Origin of the sequence: Borreliella americana (genome assembly GCF_032595795.2) — a bacterium.
Taxonomy (GTDB): Bacteria; Spirochaetota; Spirochaetia; order Borreliales; family Borreliaceae; genus Borreliella; species Borreliella americana.
This window is the reverse complement of record NZ_CP132451.1, coordinates 1-18,098: the sequence shown is the minus strand read 5'-3', so window position 1 is coordinate 18,098 and position 18,098 is coordinate 1. Positions and strand designations below refer to the sequence as shown.

The following is an 18,098-nucleotide window of genomic DNA, read 5'->3' as shown; positions in this document are numbered from 1 at the left end:
ATATTATATCTATTTAGTATAAAGCTTAATTTACAATGGGAGGAATAATAGCCTTTACCCCTCTCATTTGATGCATTGATTTACTTTGCTAAAAGTAAATCTACATTATCAAAAATTGCCAGATATTTAATTCCGCTTATTGGCGACAATAATAAAGAATATTTTACTTTACAAGAAATACAAACTATGCAAAATAAAAACACAAAAAATTACCATTTATATCAAACTGCTTAGATTAGAAAAAACAAGGAAAAATTATTTCTTATAAACCGTCAGAAAATATAAAAGCTTTCAAAAAATATGGGGAAAAGTATTAATTTACATCCCAAACTAAAGAAGAAATTTTAAAATATTTTAAAACACTAAGCTTTTTAAAAAGCAACAATTCCAACAAATATTCCCCCAAGTATCATCTATTAGAATTGGTTAAAAATGCTATAAAATTTGAAAAACTTGAAATCAAAATACATAAAATACAATAATATTGCCTAGCCAAATCTTATTATTTCAAAACTTTAAAAAACAAATCCTAACTATGTATTAGATCTGAAACAAAATGGTTTATTTAAAACATTGGATAAAGATAATATAATTATTATTTTTAACTCAAAACCTAGAGAAAAAAGAAAATCTATTAAATGTAACAAGATAAGCACAAAAGAGGAAACCAAAAAATTTTTTATTGTAGAAACTTTTCAAAAAATAACATAGCTAGCCAGCATTTAAAAACACCCTCAAATATTAAGATTAATAATACGCATTAAATACATATAAATACTACAAAACTATCGATAAATAAAAATGGAATTTTTAAAAAATTGAGATAGACTGAAATTGAAAGGGAATTAAAATTTTTATGACAGCAATAATTGTGTATTCATGCTTGACCATGTGTATAATATATTTTCACATGCAACTAAAAACATTTTTTGCAAAATTAATCAGATTTTGCAAAAAATGTTTTGATATTTTTGTATTATTAATAGAAATGCTAAAATTAATTTTTTATCTATTAATTATTAACAATAAGTTTTATATATTCATAACAATATCAATGGTTTTAATTACAATTAATACAATGATTTAACTTATTGTGCTAATTGTAATTAAGCTAAATGATTGTGCCCAATAAATTAACTACTAGTTCTAAATCAAAGATTATAAAAATAACTCCTTACTTCATCTCATATGATCATTTTTTAGATTATTATTTATTTTAAAGAACGCCGATAATCTACCAAAGCATAATCTACAAACCTTACTTAAGGAGGTTTGTACCTTAATTTTTTGTTTCTTTATCAAAAAAGAAAAGATCTTAAGATTTAAAATTGAATTTATATCTCTATCATACATCATTAATGCTTTCCCAAAACATTCCTTTTCTCATAAATTAATTATTAAGTCCACTTTTATTATGTTTTTACAATTATCCAAAAAATAATAAAACAATTAATTTAGAAAGCCTTTTTTAAAATTTAAAATTTTCTTCTTTAAGAGTGAAAATTTATTTTTATATTCACTTAGATTAATACCAAAACTTTTCTTTGTTTTTTTATAAGCTTTATCGGCACTCATATATTCTACTATTTTATAATAATTGCTTAGTGTATATAAAAATGTGATGCCTTTTAATAATCAATACATAAATTTTATTAATTATCTACCGAATACTAGTTAATAAATATAGGCACAAATGACGAGATTCTGCTCCCCTCCGTCTTCATAAAATAATGCTTACTTTGCGAAAACAATCAATAATGAATTCAATTATAATAAAGATTAGCATTGCTAATATTCAAATTTCTAAAGCCATCAATAATCTAAAGACAGTATCGTTATCAAAGATTTTATAATAAAAAATATTTTACTTATTTATATAAGTAAGCCCGAAAACCTTACTTTTGATTTGAAAATTATTGACTTATCTCTACTGAAGGAAGAACCTCTATAATAACATTAAAGGATATATTCAAAGCTAAAATAGCTCTATTTACTAACAAATTCATATCAATTCAAATTTCACAAAATTATATATGAATAATTCCTTATTATTTTTTTGTCAAAAATTTAAATAACAAAATTATTATTTTTTAGAAGCTTCTATATATTCCATAATTAAAGTTCTTATAAAACCAGAAGCTGTTAATCCCTTTTTGTCTAAAATAGAATAAAATTCAATCCAATATTCATATTTCAACCCCACACTTATTTGTTTGATTGTCATTTTTGATCTAATAGGCTTAAAATTTGAAATGTTATTACTAATAACATCATCGTCACGAAAAGCAAATTTAGATTTGCTAACATTTTGTTTAATAATTTCTTCTAAATTAGCCTCTTTGCTTATAGGCATAAAGCATCTCCCAATCTTGAAAGTTCTAAAATAGATCTACTCTCAGGATAATAATCAAAAATCGACTTCTTATATAGCTGAGATTCTGCTATTTTAGCATCTTGTCCAACCTCATAAAGGTCATATCCAAAAGTTTTAAATTGCTCCAAGTGTAAATTGTGTCTTTTAAAACTTTTATTAAGTAAATTGCAAATAATCTTCTCATGTTTAACCTTTTTTCTATAAGATTTTAACAAAGAATCAAACTCTGCTTTGAAAATATTTATTCCTTCAAGACTTAAAAATTCTGGGGTCAGTGGAGTAACAACTTCACACATTGCAAGAATAATTCTTCGCTCCCAAAGCTCAAAACTGGGAGATAAATCAAAAATCGCAAATTCAAATCCCAATTTCTCTAATTCCAAGCAAAAATCATCTATCAAATATGGAAAATCTTGCAATTCATGTTGCACATCTCTTCTAAAAGTTCCACTCGGCACACATGGCAAAATATAAAAATTTTTTTGTATTTGTCTTACTACTTGATCTATATCTACCTTCTTTAAAAGAAAATCTTTAATATCCAGCTTAAGAATTTCATGATTAAGAAACCATGTAGAAGAACTTCCTTGCTGTATATCGCAATCAACTAATATAACTTTTCTTTCTTTAGATAAATAACTTGCAATATTCCCGCTTAAGGTAGTTTTCCCAACGCCACCTTTTTGAATATGAAATGCTATTTTTTTCATACGAACTTCCCTTTAATTATTTTATATCATATATTAATTATTTTATATCATATATTAATTATTTTATATCATATATTAATTATTTTATATCATATATTAATTATTTTATATCATATATTAATTATTTTATATCATATATTAATTATTTTATATCATATATTAATTATTATAATCTTTATCTATAAAGTTCCTTTTATAAAATTTTTCAACGAATTAAATCTGACATGGTTTTAAAAACTAGCAAAATGCTATTTCTAAATAAAAAATTATACAAATGATTCTATGTCTCATTCTATGATAGGCTTTTTAGGTCTTTTCTTTTTACAAAAATGATCTCATCCCTAAACCAACAAGAACATTAACAAAACAAACTTAACTTTGGGAAATTTCTGTCTTAGTTTTTATAACTTAATTTTAGAACTATATTTTTAATATTATTACTAAATAATTTACTTGATGAGAATATATAATTTATGCAAAAAGGATCGATAACTATTTTGATTTATATTACAATTGTATTAAAAGATCCTAAAATCCTAAATCATTAATATTTTTATCAAACATTCTTTTTTACATAAAATTAATTACTGGCGCGCTCTATATGGCTATATTTTTATAATTAACCACAAAGTAAAAAAATAATTTGTGTAAAAATATATCTTTGTTTTTTTGATAATTTTTTTAGCATTCTTTAAGTTTATTTTCGTGTTTTTTACTATTAGTTTTAAAAGTTTGCTTATTTTTCTTACTTTTATGTTTTTAAAAACCCCTGTGCTCTATTCTTCTCTTTCAATTTCTCTAAAAACATTATTATATATAAAACCTAAGCCAATCCATGTATTACAAAAAGTTAAACTATAAACTTTTTTTTAGTAATAGAAGCTCTTCTTTATATTTATTTAAACACTCAATAAGATTTTGCTTATTTTATCATAACAATCTATCTTATTCCCTTAATATTGTGTTATATAGCTTCTATACATCTAAATACTTTTCAAAAGTATTTCTTTTGGTTGGAATTAGAATATATTCTGTATTTATAAATGCTAATCTTCTCTTTACTAAAAAATGTTTATTTATGTTCTTTGTGGGAAAAGGAACTTTTAATAAATTAAATTATGATAAAAATCAAATTTATTTATCGCTGGAATTTACTTACAATATTCAAACTTCTAAATTAATCAATAATCAATAATCAATAATCAATAATCAATAATCAATAATCAATAATCAATAATCAATAATCAATAATCTAAAAATGATATCCTAAAGACTTATAAGGGAAAAATATTCTAATCATTTAGATAAGTTTGCTGGAAACCTTATTTTTAGCCTAAAAGCTATTGCCTTATTAATATTGGAAATCTACAATACCGATATCATAAAAAGTATATTCAGAGCTTAAAAATAAACCCATTTTACAAACCTATCTTCCCGCTGCAATTTTAAAGAAATTAAAAACATATAATTCTTTATTATTTTTTATTAATTTTATAAAAAGTCCTAAGAAATTTCTTTCTTAAGGACTTTTTATAAATGGTTAAAGGTTAAAGATAAATTAAAATTTATAACAGTTTATTAAAAAAACAAAATTAAAAATATTTTTTTATTTGTAATGGGTATTAATTGATATATAATATCAATTAATACATAGTATTATATTGAAAATATATATTTTTAAAGGATAAAAATGCAAAAAGAAATAACAATAAACTATAATGAATATACAATTGGGGGCATAAAAGGAACTTTCTTTGGAAATTCCCAATATGAAGCTAATTATCGAGCAAAAATAAATGGCTTTATAATTGACTTTTTTAAAATTCCTATAAGTTTAAAGAAAAAGTATGAACTTAATATAAAAGCCCTTAGCGATCCTAATTTTTTGTCCACAAATATCGCAATGAATTGCATAAATACTTTTAAACTTATAGTAGATATTGTTAATATGCAAACCGGAGAAAATTACGATTATGACACATTTATTACAAAAACAGAGACGGAAAAAATGCTTAAATATGGAACAAAAATAATTGCCGCACTAGCAAGGCACTTCGACGAACAAAACAAAAACAATTTTAATGAAAGCTATTACGAATGGGAAAAAGGCTGGATAGATAAAAAATGGATAAATTATGAACCAACTTCAGAAGAAATCAAAGAAATTCAAACAATGAATCAAAAATTAAACTCTTTAAAGCTCAAAAATGAGAAAAAAACCCTTAACAAAGGTCAAATAAGGCTTTTAAAAGCCATCAATAAAATTGAAGGTCAATCACAACAACAGCAGAATGCCAAACCAAAAATCAAAACTAAAAAATTAAAAGAAAATCATGGAGAAAGATCTAAAATTTAACATTTTACTTAAAGACGTTTAATTTTATTTATTATTATTAAATAATATTTACAAAATTAAAAAAATAAAATATTATATATGTAAGGTAGAAAACGATCTGCCAAAGGTCCCCAACACCCCTATTAATCCTCTCCAAATAAGATTAGGGGTAGGGACTTCTTTTTTTAAAAAAAAAATAAAATATTTAACGTATAAGCTAACAAGTTTATAGCAAATAGAAAAAATGAAAATCTAAAAAACATAAATTAACTAAAAATTTGCATTGTGAATATAAAGTATAAAATTTTAATAATATTATTGGTAAGCCAATATTTCTAAATCAAAGATTCTAGAAACAAATCTTCGATTTATTTAATGACAGCTGCCTCTTGCTTTTAGAGTTATATTTTTAATACCAGAATCACTAAATAGTTTACTTACTAGAAAAAATTTGTCTGCTTTATACAAATAAAATCCATAAAAAAAATTAATTTATATAAAAATTGTCTTACAGCCCTATAACAACATAAGTTATTAATACTTTTATTTTGTTATGCCAAAGTCTTACACATCCAAATACTTTTGAAAAATTTCTTTTGAGTTTGGGATATCAAAAATGAATTTTCAATTTTTCTTTAAAAGAATGATAATAATTTAATGCATTATTTTGGGTTTATTAAACAATATTTTTACATTTTTATTAGTTTATATTTATTTATAATAATATATAATTTTCTCCAAATTTTGCTTTAAAAAATGGTTAATTTAGAGTATAATTTCTATGACTAAAATGCTTAAAATAAGTATAAATTTTAACTAATTGTATTATATTAAAAAATAAATTAGCCATATATGAATAATGCTTAACTTCAAGATTTAAAAACATGTTTACTTGTGCGCTGTAGTTTTTGTAAGGCAAATTTTGTTTGTTAAAATTGGAGAAAAATAGACTTATGAACAAAAAATATTTTATTATTATCTATAATAATAACTTTCTTGTTGGTATTGGGTTGTGATTTATCAATAAATAATGATCAAAACAAAATAGATGGGATTTCTAATTTTAATAAAAAGAAATATATGGATAATTTGGATTATCAATGTTTGAGCAAAAAAGAGTCTGAGGTTGAAAATTATCAAGTTAAATTAGATGAAAATAACAATAAAACTCGTTCTTATTATTCCCGAATATCTAATTTTTCAAATTCCTATGATAAAACACATACATTTTGTCAAAGAAAATGATTAATTTTTCTTGACAAATAAAATAAGTGAATGCTTTGTCTGCAATTTAATTTTAAAAGCTTTTGATTTGGGTTTTAGCTATTAATTTTTCATGTTCTATTTAATAGAAATCCTAAAAAAACTTTTTATTAAATAGAGATACTAATTAATTTTTATTAATTTTAATTTTGCTGATTCTTTTGAACCCTTTATTGTTAGAAAAAAGAATACTTAATGTTTTTCCGTTGTTAGCAATTTTTTTATTTTTTTCTTCGTAGCTACTTTTATACTTTTCTTTTAGATTTTTACTTAAAAACTTTTTTTTAAATCTTTTTTCCCAAATTTCATTAAAGTCATTTATTTTATCGGTTTTTCCGTTCATCATCCATATTTTTTTACTATACTTATTTTTAAATTCTCTTATAAAATGATTTGAAATGTCTTCTATTTTATATTCTTCTTTATATTTTTCTATTGCCGACTTTAAGTTTCTTAATGCATTTACATAGGTTTTTTCATTGTTGCTTATTTTGAGTATTTTTGTTATTTTTATTTTTTCTATTTTGTGCAGTTTTATTAAACTATTTACAATATATTCTTTGTAAGAATTTTTTTTTATTTTCCTGTTTTCTTTTTCTATAGAATTCTTTATCTTATTTGTATCTTTTATACCTTTAGGTATAACATCTGCAATTGATTCATCTGCAATTGAGTTTTTAGATTTTATATTTTTTATATTATTCTTGTTTATAGGATTGTTAATTTCTTTAGAAAAATCCGATACTATTTTTTTATCTTTTAAATATTCTTTTATTTCGGCATTAATTGCTTCCTGAATAATTGTAAAGCGATGTTTCCAAAGGCTTTTGTTTTGCATATAAAATGCAAAGCTTCCATTATCTTTGCCTAAATGTTTTAATTTGGTTGATATTAATAGCAATTGGTTTAAATATGATATATCATATTCTAAAGTCCTGATTGATATTTTTTTATTATCTTTTGAAAGACATTTATTAACTATATTGTATATTTCTATTGTGGAATATTTTTTAAGTTTGTTGGATTGAAAGTATTGTTTGTTTTTAAGTTCAATTGCCCAACATACCTTGAGTATTCGTTGGTAGATGGCCCTTTTTTTAGTTAAATATGATTTTAGCCGTGAGTGTTTTAACTCTATTAAATTAGAGCTTGCGGTTTTTTGATTGTGATTTATAATTTCTTCTAATGTTATGAGATTATTAAAATTTGTATTGACATTATTTTTTATTTTTATTATCATTATCTTATCCTGGCTTCTGAAGTTAAATTTGTTGTGGTTTCAGAAGCTTTTTCAATTATTTGGCTTGCATTTTAAAGTCTGACCTTATTACAAACAAAATAATTAGCTTTTTACTATATTTTATAGCAATGTTTTTAAAATGTCAATATTATAGATTATAAAATATGACCCATCTTTTTTGAAGCAATTTGTATTTCGTGTCTTGTAGATTTTCGGCTCATTATTTTTTTTGCTTGCTCAATTCTTAATTGAATTGTTTCTTTCATGCTATTTGTTATAGGTTTAGGTCTTCTAAAGTCCATTAGAAAATATGTGCAAAAATCTTCTAAAAGGTAAGGACGGTTGTCTACACGGATTGCACATTTTAAAATTTTTGATTTTTTAGATATAGTATTTTTGCTAATTGAAAGATTATAAGAATCTTCTAATATATTTTGGAATTCTTTTAAAGAATAAAGTCTTACCCCGTTAATACTTAACATAAATACCTCATAATTTCATTTTATTATATATTGTGTGTTAGTTTCAAGGATATTGGGTTATATTTTGAATGCTTTTGTTAGAGTGTTTTTTAAGGGCTATTAGATTGTGTATCTCAGGCAGATTGCAGCAATTTGTCTTTCTAAAAAAAATACAATAATGTAATAATTTTAATTACAATAATGTAATATTTTTAAGGAATGGGTTTGTACTTGAGGCTTGGTTTAAGTATTTTTTTTCGATTTTATCCTCTAGTAAGGCGATGTCAATTCTAATGCAGCTATGTTCTTGTATAATATTTATGTCATTTAATATAAAGTCTAAGTTATTTAAGTTTAAATTTTTAGTTAAAAAATTTGTTCTTTCTAAGAAGATTAATCTTATTTTGCCTCCCAATCCATTCTCATTTTCAATAAAAGATCTTAGTGTTTTTAGAATCTTTTGTTTATTGTTGATAGTTTTTATTTGATTTGAATTTGTTAAGATTAATTCCTCGTAGATTTTTGTGCTTAGGTTTAGTAACATTCTATTCGTTGTTTTAATGCTTACATTTAAATTTTCATTAGTTTTTATGTCGGCGGTATTAATAGTTTTGATATTTGAATAGCTGATTTTTGTTAAAAACGGAAGTTCAATGGTCTTGTCGATGCCTTTTAGTAGTAAATTAACTTTTTGGTTGCTTGCTTTGTTTTCAAAAAGATAAGTATTGTTATTTTTTATAATAGGAATAAACGCATTTTCTATATTTTCTTTTCTATAAATAGAACCAAGTATTTTAAGTCCGATTAGGTAAATTTCGTCTTTATTATTAGCTTTTAAATCAATTGTGTAAACTTTGACTACCATCATATCATAAATTATTTTGAGCTTTTCTTCACTTACATAGTTAATATAAAATTCAAGCTCCCCCTTTAGAACGTCTTTTGGTAATTTAGAAAATTCATTTGACCTTAATTGCAAACCAATCATTCCTCCTTTAAATGTTTTAAGTGCTATATTCTCTTTTGAATTTGTTTGAATAGTTTTTTCAAAATTAAGTTCAAATTTAAAAGCTATTGGGTTGATAATGAAGATTTTTTTGTTTTTTACAAAGTAAGTATTAATAATCGACCTTGGGTCAGTATACACGATTTCTCCTATAGATGCACTTTGAAATTTATATAAATTGGGATTAGATATAGTCTAATCTTTTAAATTGGTTTTTATTAGAACAACACCTAATAATAATAGTTTTTTAATTTTAATTCAAGTTGTAAAATTAGAATGTTTTTATTTGAATTGATTGTCTTCTTTAATTTTCTGATTTTTGAGAATTTTTTTAAAAATAAATATAAGATAAACTAAGGGGGTTTTAATGAATTCACAATTTATTTTAAAGTATTTTCTTTTGGTGTTTTTTTTAGTTTCTTGTCAAACTTATCAAATAGCTTACGATAGGTTTTCTCAAGTATTAGATTCACAATATGATATTGGAGTAAATTATTCTAGAGATGGCATATTTAGGTCTGTAATTTCTATTAAATATGATAAATTGAAAAATAAAAAAGAATATTTTATTTTGGTTAGAGTTGAATCTAGAAATTCTAGTCAAATAAAGCCTGAAAAGATAATCACAGATACTAGATTTGAGGCTAAAGGAGAGCTAGTTTCAGAGGATAGCAAACGTGTTATTTATTATAATGATTTTTATGATTCATATTTTCCTTATGATTACACAACAGTGATTACTGAAAAAAATATTAAGGTAGAAATTTATAAATTTTTTATTTCAGAAAGCGAATTTATAAGATTTGTTGCCTTGGGGAATGATAATATAGCGGCATTTAGAATTTATGCGTTCAGAAATGATGTTATTGTAAGTTTTAATAAGATTCCTTTTAAAAAGTTTTTGGATGATTTTAATTCAAAAGTTAAATTGCTTGATGATAGGTGACTTAAATTTAAATAATTTTCAAGTCCAATCGGAATAATCATTTTGATAAAAGGATATAGATTAAGGGTGTTTAGTATAATTTTTTGATATTAGTTTATTATAATATCGACTTTAAAATGTTTTTAATATTATCTATTGTGTTAATTTTTTGAAAAATTAATGAATTCTAGTATAGCTTTTTCATTTCTCAGCAAGAATAGTCCTTCTCTTATTCCATTATGAAATTCTTCAAATGAAATTAATATTGTTTTTAAATTTTTATCTTTATCATCTATATTGTCATAATAAAATATAAAGTAAGGTCTTCCAGTATTATCTTTAAAGCCAAAAAAATTTACAAATATTGCTTTTTCTTGAAAATCTGTTTTTAAATTATATGAGTGACCATTTTTGTATAAAAAAATTCCATTTCCTTCAAGATTTTTGATTTCTAAATTGTTAATTGTATTTTTAATTTTAGTAAAACTCTCAATTGCTTGTAAAATATATTTTATTGATGAAAATTGGGCATAGTATATACGGTTATTGATTTGAAATTCTAAAAAGATTCCGCATTCATTTCCGGCTCTAATTACATCTTGTTCGTTTTTAATAGAATTTGCAATTTGTTTGTCAATAACAAGATTGATTTTGAATGTAGAAATATGATTTAAGGTTTTTACATTATCAATTGCTAAATTTTCTGCTAGATAGACTTTATAATTAATAAATATCCCTTTTAGATTTTTAATTTTATCCTGTTTAAATTCATAGTTTATACTTTGAGCATATATTGCTAAATTTTTAATCAAAAATATTAAGAATATAAAAGTTTTATTTTTCATTATACAACTTATTATATGATAGCAGCCTTGAATAATTTTAGTAAACCGTTTTTATCTATTAAGTCTGAAATTTATAAAAATTTTAGCTGTAACAGCAGTTTTTGTTGATTTTTTAGAAAATATTTCTTTCAATATTTTGCAGAGATTTGTGTCAGATAGCAATATGATGTTTCTAAATCAAGGATTATAAAAACAGCTTCTTGTTTTATTATGGATAGCTATATAAAGACAGTAATTTTAAAGATTTATAAGAAAAAATATTTTACTTATTATATAAGCATTACTTACACTCTTGTTTTGGCTTTGAATAATATTTGATTTTATCTGCAAAAATCTAATTTTTTTTAAAAAAATTTTTAAAATACATGGTAATACTCAATTATTGAACTAATAATTGAGTATTAAATATTCTCCTTTTTTAAAATTAAAAGAATTTATTATCAATATTTACTTCATACCATACATTCTTTTAAATTAACCTCTTATCTTTAAGGGGTTTTCTTTTTATATAGATAAAATCAAATATTATTCAAAGCCAAAACAAGAGTGTAAGTAATGCTTATATAATAAGTAAAATATTTTTTCTTATAAATCTTTAGGATATCGTTTTTGGATTATTGATAAATTTAGAAGGTTAAATATTGGGAGCCAATTCTAATACTAAATGAATGTGTTCATTATCATAATTGGATTTATTAAGAGTTCTTTTCTATAAAGAAAACCAAACATAAAATATTAAAAATATGAGTGTGTATTATTGAAGATTTTATTTTTGGCTTTAAAAGCTATTGTTTTTTTTATCAGATTAGTTTATTACAGATGTCATAAAAAGAATATTTATAAAACCAATAAATCAATTTTACAAACTTATTTCCACCTAAAGTTTATATAAATGATAGGTTAAAAATTCTTTGTGATCTTTGGTTTAAGCCTATCTCTAATAAAGATAGGCTTAAACATTGCGATAATTTCAACATATAATTTAAATGTTATTTATAATTGAAAATATGTAATTTACCAGGTTTTCTGCTTCTTTTCTTTTTTCTGCTATTTGATTGTAAAGTGTATCTGCATGAGATTTAAGCTTCTTTTCATCTGTTCTTATATGATATTTATCATTTTTATAGTTTAATAAAAGTTGGTGCATCATTTTTGAAACAGTTGTTGTTATGGATAATAATTTTTCAAATGAATCTTTAAGCTTTTTTAGATTTGAAATCTCTATTTTTTCTAGATTGTCTTTTTTGGAATATAAGGGAGCAGTCAAGTTTGCAAGAGCGTATCCAAGTGCTTCAAGCTCGTTGAATATGCCTTGCATTTGTCCTGATAACATTACAATTTCTGAAAATTTCCTTAATTGATTATCATCAATAGTATTTAAAATGCTGTAAATGTTTTTTCTATATCTTCTTGCTCTCTCGGTATCAGCGGCCACCTTTTCACCTGGTGATGATGACCAACCCAAGGTTTTAAAAGCTTCTATTCCATATTGTTCTTTGGGTTCTTCTTTCAACTTTTTTTCATATTTTTCGTTATCTGCATGTGCTTTGCCTATTAAATTTCTTAAATCATTAATCAGTGTGTTTTTAGGGTTTGTATGGCGGTTTTCTTTTTGATTTGGGCCTTCTTTTTGATTTAGATTTGATTCTGTTTTGGGTTTTAATTTTTTATTGGATTTTGTTCCTTTTTTACTAGATTGATGCTTCATATTTTTTTGTATAGCGTTAAAATCTGTATTGCAAGCTAAAAATAGAAAAACAAATAAGCTGGCAATGATTTTATGTTTCATAAATATTCTCCTTACTTGAAATCTAAAATCTAAAATTAAATATAATACAATATTAAATATAATCCAGTATTAAATATAATATTATATTTAATTAAATATAGAGTATTGAAATTATCATAATGATATTTTTCTTTAGAGATATTTTATAGTAATTTAAACTTTTTAAAAATTATTTTGACTGATTTTTATTAAATTTGTTAATAATAGATTTGTTTTGACTCTGAATATACTTTTTTGATCATAATATATCAAAAGAATATTCCTCAATAGAGATATGATTCTAGATCAAGAATAGGGTTTCAAGCAATAATTAAGTATTATTGGATAAAGAGAAGATGAACCCCTGGTACTATGTATTTATTTCTATTTTAGCAGCCAATATTAGTTGATAATTAATAGGATATATAAGTGATAATAAAGCCTATAATTACACAGAATATATCCCAAAATCAATCAAAAGAAGTTATAAAAGTATTTATAAAAGAGTTGATTGGTCTTCATATAAGTATGAAACACTTTTTATTAAGCAAACTGTCAATTAAAGTTATGTAAAAGGGAATTTTTAGAAATCTTACATTAATTCCTTTTAAATGCAATTCTTTTAAAAGAATATGCCATTAATAATAATCTATTGATATTATTATTAAATTTAATATTATAGACATAGCAGTTTGATTGTTATTAGAATTCGATCATTATGTTGTTTAAATTTATTAACAATCTAAAAATAGTATCTTAAAAGTCTATGAGAAGATATTTTATTTGTTTGAGTGTCATTATTGAAAATTTATTTTTGGTTTGAAATTTATTATCTTTTTACCAGAGGAATTTTGGGATATTATAAAAAGAATATTTAAAATAAATAAATTAATTTTATAAGCTTATACCCCTAAATTTTTATGTAAATTATAGGCTAAAAATCCTTTTTAATTTTTAGTTAAAACGCTAAGTCTACCCTTTATTAAGGGTAGACTTTTGGATTATTATAATAATTTTTTAATATATAATAACTTAAAGGCTATTTATATATTGAAAATATTTCTTTTTGTAGTTTGCGAGCTTCTTCCTCTTTTAATAATAGTTGATTGTAAATTATTTTTGCACGAGAGCTAAGCGCATTCATATCTGTGTTTATACTATTTTTATTATTTTGATAATCTGACAAAAGTTGGTGCATAATTTTTGAGACTGTTATTTTTATAGATACTAATTTTGCAAACAAATTTTTAAGCTTATCTAAATTTGGAATTTCTAGCTTTTCTAGAGTTTCTTTTTTTGGAATATAAGCTAACAGTTACCTCTTCAACAATATTTCCAAGGTTGTTAAGGGCGCTAAATACTCCCAGCATTCGAGATGATGTTGTTAGCATTTTTGAAAAGCTATTTAATTTGTTATCATCAATAGCTAGAGTGCTATAAATATTTTTTCTATATTTTTTAGATATCTGGTTATTGTCGGATGCCTTTATATTTATTTCTTTGGATCCTGACCAAAAGATGAGCTTGAAAGCTTCCAATAATCCATATTGGTTTTCATCTTCTTCTTCCAACTTTTTTTTATATTTTTCGCTATCTGCTTGAGCTTGTTCTATTAAATTTTTTAAATCATCATGTATTGTGGTTTCTGTTGTTTTATTAGAATTCACTTCCTTATTAGGTTTGAATCCTTTTTGGGTAGATTTAAATCTTTTTTTTTTGGGATTTTGGGCCTTTTTTGTTGGATTGATACCTCATGTCTTTTTGATTGGTGTTAAAATCTGGATTGCAAGCATTTAGAAATAGAAAAACAAATAAGCTAGCAATGATGTTATATTTCATAAATATTCTCCTTACTTAAAATCTAAAATCTAAAATAATCCAATATTAATATAATCCAATATTAATATAATCATAATAATATTTTCATTGCAAGGGATTTGTAGTATTTGAGCTTTTTAAGAATTATTTTGATTGATTTTTATAAAATTTTTAATAAATAGATTTATTTTTGCTCAGAATAGACTTTTAAATTGTCTAAATATAGGCTTTCCTAGTGGGGAAGAGGGCAGAATAATCATTTTTAGATTATTGATGAATTTTATAAGTTTGGAATGTTGGGAGCAAATTCTGATAATAAATTAATATGACCCTTTCCACAATTGAATTCATCATGGGTTCTCTTATGTAAAGAATTTGCTATGTAATTTTAATTTTTGTTTGTAACTGGCAATTGTTAAAAATAAAATTATTAAAGGTAATGAATTTTATATTAATTGCCTTTAAGTGTACTTCTTTTAAAGAATATATCATTAGTAATATTAATCTTATTGATACTACCATTATTAAGTTAAAGATCTACAGAAACAGCAGTTTACTTATTATTATAATTAAAGTTTATGTAAAGTATAGGTTAAAAAATATTTTTAATCTATAGTAAAACGTTAAGCCTATCTTCATTAAAGATAGGCTTTTACATTATGAGAATTTCAATGTACAATTTGAAAGTTATTATATATTGAATATATGTCATTTTTAAACTTTTCTGCTTCTTTGGTTTTTTCTGTGATTTGATTGTAAATATCTTCTATATGAGATTTAAGTTTTTCATCTATTTGTATACCGTTTATATTATTTTGATAGTCCAGCAAGAGTTGGTGCATCATTTCTGAGATTGTTGTTTTTGTAGATAAAAATTTTTCTAAAGAATCCTTAAGCTTTTCTAAATGTGAAGTCTCTAATTTTTCTAGACTATCTTTTTTGGGATACAAGAAAGCAACTACGTCTTCAAAAGCACCTCCAAGTGAGTTGAAGATATTAAATATACCTTGTATTTGACCGGATGACTCTACAATTTTTGAAAAGTTTTTTAATTCATCGTCACTAATAGTATTTGTTAAAATACTATAAGTTCGTTTTCTATAGCTTTTGGATCTTTCAGTGTTTTCGGCCACCTTTTCACCTGGCAATGATGGCCAACCCAAGATTTTGAAAGCCGACAGTCCATATTGGGTTTCAGATTCTTCTTCTAGCTTTTTTTCATATTTTTTGTTATCTTCATAAGCTTTTTCTATTAAATTTCTTAAATCATCAAGTAGTGAGTTCTCTGTTTTTTTATTAAGATCTTTTTCTTGGTTAGAGTTTTCTTGTTGATTTGGGCCTTCTTTTTGAGTTAGATTTGCTTCTTTATTAGATTTTAATCCTTTTTTATTGGATTTTAATCTTTTTTTACTAGATTTATACTTTATATTTTTTTGCTTAGTGTTAAAATCTGGATTGCAAGCTAAAAACAGAAAAGCAAATAAGCCCGCAATGATTTTATGTTTCATAAATATTCTCCTTATTTAAAATCTAAAATCTAATATAATCTTATATTAAATATAATCCAATATTCAATATAATCCAATATTCAATATAAGATTATATTTAATTAAATATAAAATATTGTAATTATTATAATAATATGTTTATTATTAGAAGTCTTATAGTATTTTGATTTTGAGCTTTTTAAATCCATTTTGATATATGGTTGATTAGCCTTTATTAAAGGCAGTTATTATGTTTTTATAATATTAATTTTATATAAAATTTTTATTTAAGCATCTATGACCAATCTTTTAGATAAGATGTCTTTATAAAATAAAGACATCTTATCTAAAAGATTTGATTTCTATAAATTAATATAATGATTTGGTATTTAATAATTCTTGAGAAAAGATAAAATTGGGATACAAGTGTGCATTATATTTATTAGTTTTCTAGAGCAATCTATTTTAGTAGAGCTTTTTAAGTTTAGTAATAATAGTATTTTGATAAACTTGCATATTTATAGTTTACTGTGGTAGCAAGATGGATAAGGGTTGTATATGAGGACTTTGTTTAATGTTTATATAGAATAATATTAATTTTAGCTTTATTGAATTATTATTTGTCTGATAAGCAAGAGTAAGTCGTTTAAACTTTTTTCAAAAGAATTTTAATTTAGATAGCTATAATAGAAGTTGTTTGGGAATAAAAACATGTAAAAAGGAGTGTTTTAGTACCGGCACCATTTTTTATAGAAAAATGTTTTCAAATTTTTTATTGCTTTAATGGAAGCAATAGGCCTGACTGTTAGTGGGATATAGGCTTGCAGCAAGTTGATTTTAGGGTGTAGTTTTTTGGAGTTTTTAAAAAATGAGTGTTAATATATTAGCTTATAAATGAAAAATACATTCTAATACTAATTAAAAAAAATATTTTCAAAAGTATTTGGGTGTATAATATTTTTGTATAATTAAATGATAAGTGTCAAATAGATTATTTTTGGAAAAAAACAAAAAAAGTTTTGGTATTTTTTTACCCCAATTGATAATGAAATATAATATTTATTATTAGTATCTTTTTTACTACTACTAAATTTTTAATAATTTCATTTCTTTTAATAATCCTATGGAATGATCATCTCAAATGTTTACTAAAAAAATTAAAATAAGCTTAAGAAATGCTAAAGAAAACTATCAAAAAAATTTAAATCAAAGAAAAGACCTTTTACATAAAATGTATTATTACTTTGTGGCTAATTATAATAATAAAAACACAGTAATATAGAATTTATCAATTAAGGGCTTGCAAAAAAGGAAGGCCGCTCTTGTTATTGGACTTGCTAGAGGTGTTATGATAGTATGTGATGATGGGTTGATTACTGATACTATGTTAAATGCTGCTACTAATTTTTTATATAATCTTCCAAGACCCCTTTTTATTGTTTTGAATGAAATTATTCAAATATTTATAGGATTTGTTGTTCCATCTTCATCAGGTCATGCCAGTCTAACTATGCCAATAATGGCTCCACTTGCTGATTTTTTATCAATTCCAAGATCTTCGGTTGTTATTGCCATGCAAACTTCATCTGGACTTGTTAATTTAATAACACCTACCAGCGGAGTTATAATGGCAGTATTAGGAATATCTAGATTAAGTTATGGTACATGGTTTAAGTTTGTTTTACCATTATTTATTATTGAGTTTTTTATTTCAATTTTAGTTATTATAGCCAATATTTATTTAAGTTTTTAATTTTTTAATTGTGAATTCTCTTTTTATTATTTTTTAATTGTGAATTCTCTTTTTATTGATTGATTGCGGCAAGTATAGTTTTTTGTATTAATTAAACTAAAAACTAATAAACT

At 23.3% G+C, this 18,098-nt stretch carries 15 protein-coding genes; 4 read left to right on the top strand and 11 right to left on the bottom strand.

The features are described 5' to 3' along the window. Positions 1–2,083 precede the first annotated feature (2,083 nt). Complete coding sequence (locus QIA00_RS04465; RefSeq protein WP_316257719.1) at positions 2,084–2,353, bottom strand: hypothetical protein; 270 nt, start codon at positions 2,351–2,353, stop codon at positions 2,084–2,086. Continuing rightward, on the bottom strand, positions 2,344–3,084 hold the full coding sequence (locus QIA00_RS04460; protein ID WP_316257717.1) for a ParA family protein: 741 nt from the start codon (positions 3,082–3,084) through the stop codon (positions 2,344–2,346). Before QIA00_RS04460 ends, QIA00_RS04465 begins: the two co-directional genes overlap by 10 nt. Before the next feature lie 1,690 nt (positions 3,085–4,774). Between QIA00_RS04460 and QIA00_RS04455 the strand changes: the two genes are divergently transcribed. Together QIA00_RS04455 and QIA00_RS04450 are read left to right on the top strand one after the other, a co-directional pair. Continuing rightward, the gene (locus tag QIA00_RS04455; RefSeq protein WP_316257716.1) at positions 4,775–5,440 is read left to right on the top strand and encodes a hypothetical protein; all 666 of its coding nucleotides are present in this window, start codon (positions 4,775–4,777) and stop codon (positions 5,438–5,440) included. Positions 5,441–6,415: 975 nt separating this feature from the next. Then, a complete protein-coding gene (locus QIA00_RS04450; protein WP_421114410.1) occupies positions 6,416–6,664 on the top strand; it encodes a DUF5425 family lipoprotein in 249 nt (82 codons plus the stop codon). A 145-nt stretch (positions 6,665–6,809) separates the two neighbouring features. Here the strand turns inward: QIA00_RS04450 and QIA00_RS04445 are convergent, their stop codons facing one another. From QIA00_RS04445 to QIA00_RS04435, 3 genes are all read right to left on the bottom strand, one after another. Further along, positions 6,810–7,922, bottom strand: a complete 1,113-nt coding sequence (locus QIA00_RS04445) for a plasmid maintenance protein (RefSeq protein WP_316257714.1) — start codon at positions 7,920–7,922, stop codon at positions 6,810–6,812. Between the two features lie 155 nt (positions 7,923–8,077). Continuing rightward, complete coding sequence (locus tag QIA00_RS04440) at positions 8,078–8,404, bottom strand: hypothetical protein (RefSeq protein WP_316257712.1); 327 nt, start codon at positions 8,402–8,404, stop codon at positions 8,078–8,080. Between the two features lie 172 nt (positions 8,405–8,576). Then, complete coding sequence (locus tag QIA00_RS04435; RefSeq protein WP_316257711.1) at positions 8,577–9,530, bottom strand: hypothetical protein; 954 nt, start codon at positions 9,528–9,530, stop codon at positions 8,577–8,579. Positions 9,531–9,756: 226 nt separating this feature from the next. Between QIA00_RS04435 and QIA00_RS04430 the strand changes: the two genes are divergently transcribed. Then, the gene (locus tag QIA00_RS04430; protein WP_316257709.1) at positions 9,757–10,335 is read left to right on the top strand and encodes a hypothetical protein; all 579 of its coding nucleotides are present in this window, start codon (positions 9,757–9,759) and stop codon (positions 10,333–10,335) included. A 140-nt stretch (positions 10,336–10,475) separates the two neighbouring features. On the opposite strand, the gene QIA00_RS04425 is transcribed toward QIA00_RS04430, so the two are convergent. From QIA00_RS04425 to QIA00_RS04400, 6 genes are all read right to left on the bottom strand, one after another. Next, complete coding sequence (locus QIA00_RS04425; protein WP_316257707.1) at positions 10,476–11,159, bottom strand: hypothetical protein; 684 nt, start codon at positions 11,157–11,159, stop codon at positions 10,476–10,478. A 982-nt stretch (positions 11,160–12,141) separates the two neighbouring features. Beyond that, positions 12,142–12,948: a virulence associated lipoprotein gene (locus QIA00_RS04420; RefSeq protein ID WP_316257705.1), complete on the bottom strand. Its 807-nt coding sequence runs from the start codon at positions 12,946–12,948 to the stop codon at positions 12,142–12,144. A gap of 1,018 nt (positions 12,949–13,966) precedes the next feature. Beyond that, entirely contained in the window at positions 13,967–14,170 is a 204-nt protein-coding gene (locus QIA00_RS04415; RefSeq protein WP_316257703.1) for a CRASP family complement regulator-acquiring lipoprotein, read from the bottom strand. Positions 14,171–14,180: 10 nt separating this feature from the next. Further along, positions 14,181–14,594 (bottom strand): CRASP family complement regulator-acquiring lipoprotein, encoded by a 414-nt coding sequence (locus QIA00_RS04410; protein ID WP_316257701.1) that lies wholly within the window; start codon positions 14,592–14,594, stop codon positions 14,181–14,183. A 34-nt stretch (positions 14,595–14,628) separates the two neighbouring features. Then, entirely contained in the window at positions 14,629–14,766 is a 138-nt protein-coding gene (locus tag QIA00_RS04405; protein WP_316257699.1) for a hypothetical protein, read from the bottom strand. Positions 14,767–15,413: 647 nt separating this feature from the next. Continuing rightward, positions 15,414–16,253 carry a virulence associated lipoprotein gene (locus QIA00_RS04400; protein ID WP_316257698.1) on the bottom strand — a complete coding sequence of 280 codons (840 nt, stop codon included), beginning with the start codon at positions 16,251–16,253 and terminating at the stop codon, positions 15,414–15,416. A gap of 1,270 nt (positions 16,254–17,523) precedes the next feature. Here QIA00_RS04400 and QIA00_RS04395 point away from each other — a divergent pair. After that, positions 17,524–17,985, top strand: a complete 462-nt coding sequence (locus QIA00_RS04395; RefSeq protein ID WP_316257720.1) for a hypothetical protein — start codon at positions 17,524–17,526, stop codon at positions 17,983–17,985. The last annotated feature ends 113 nt before the right edge of the window (positions 17,986–18,098 follow it).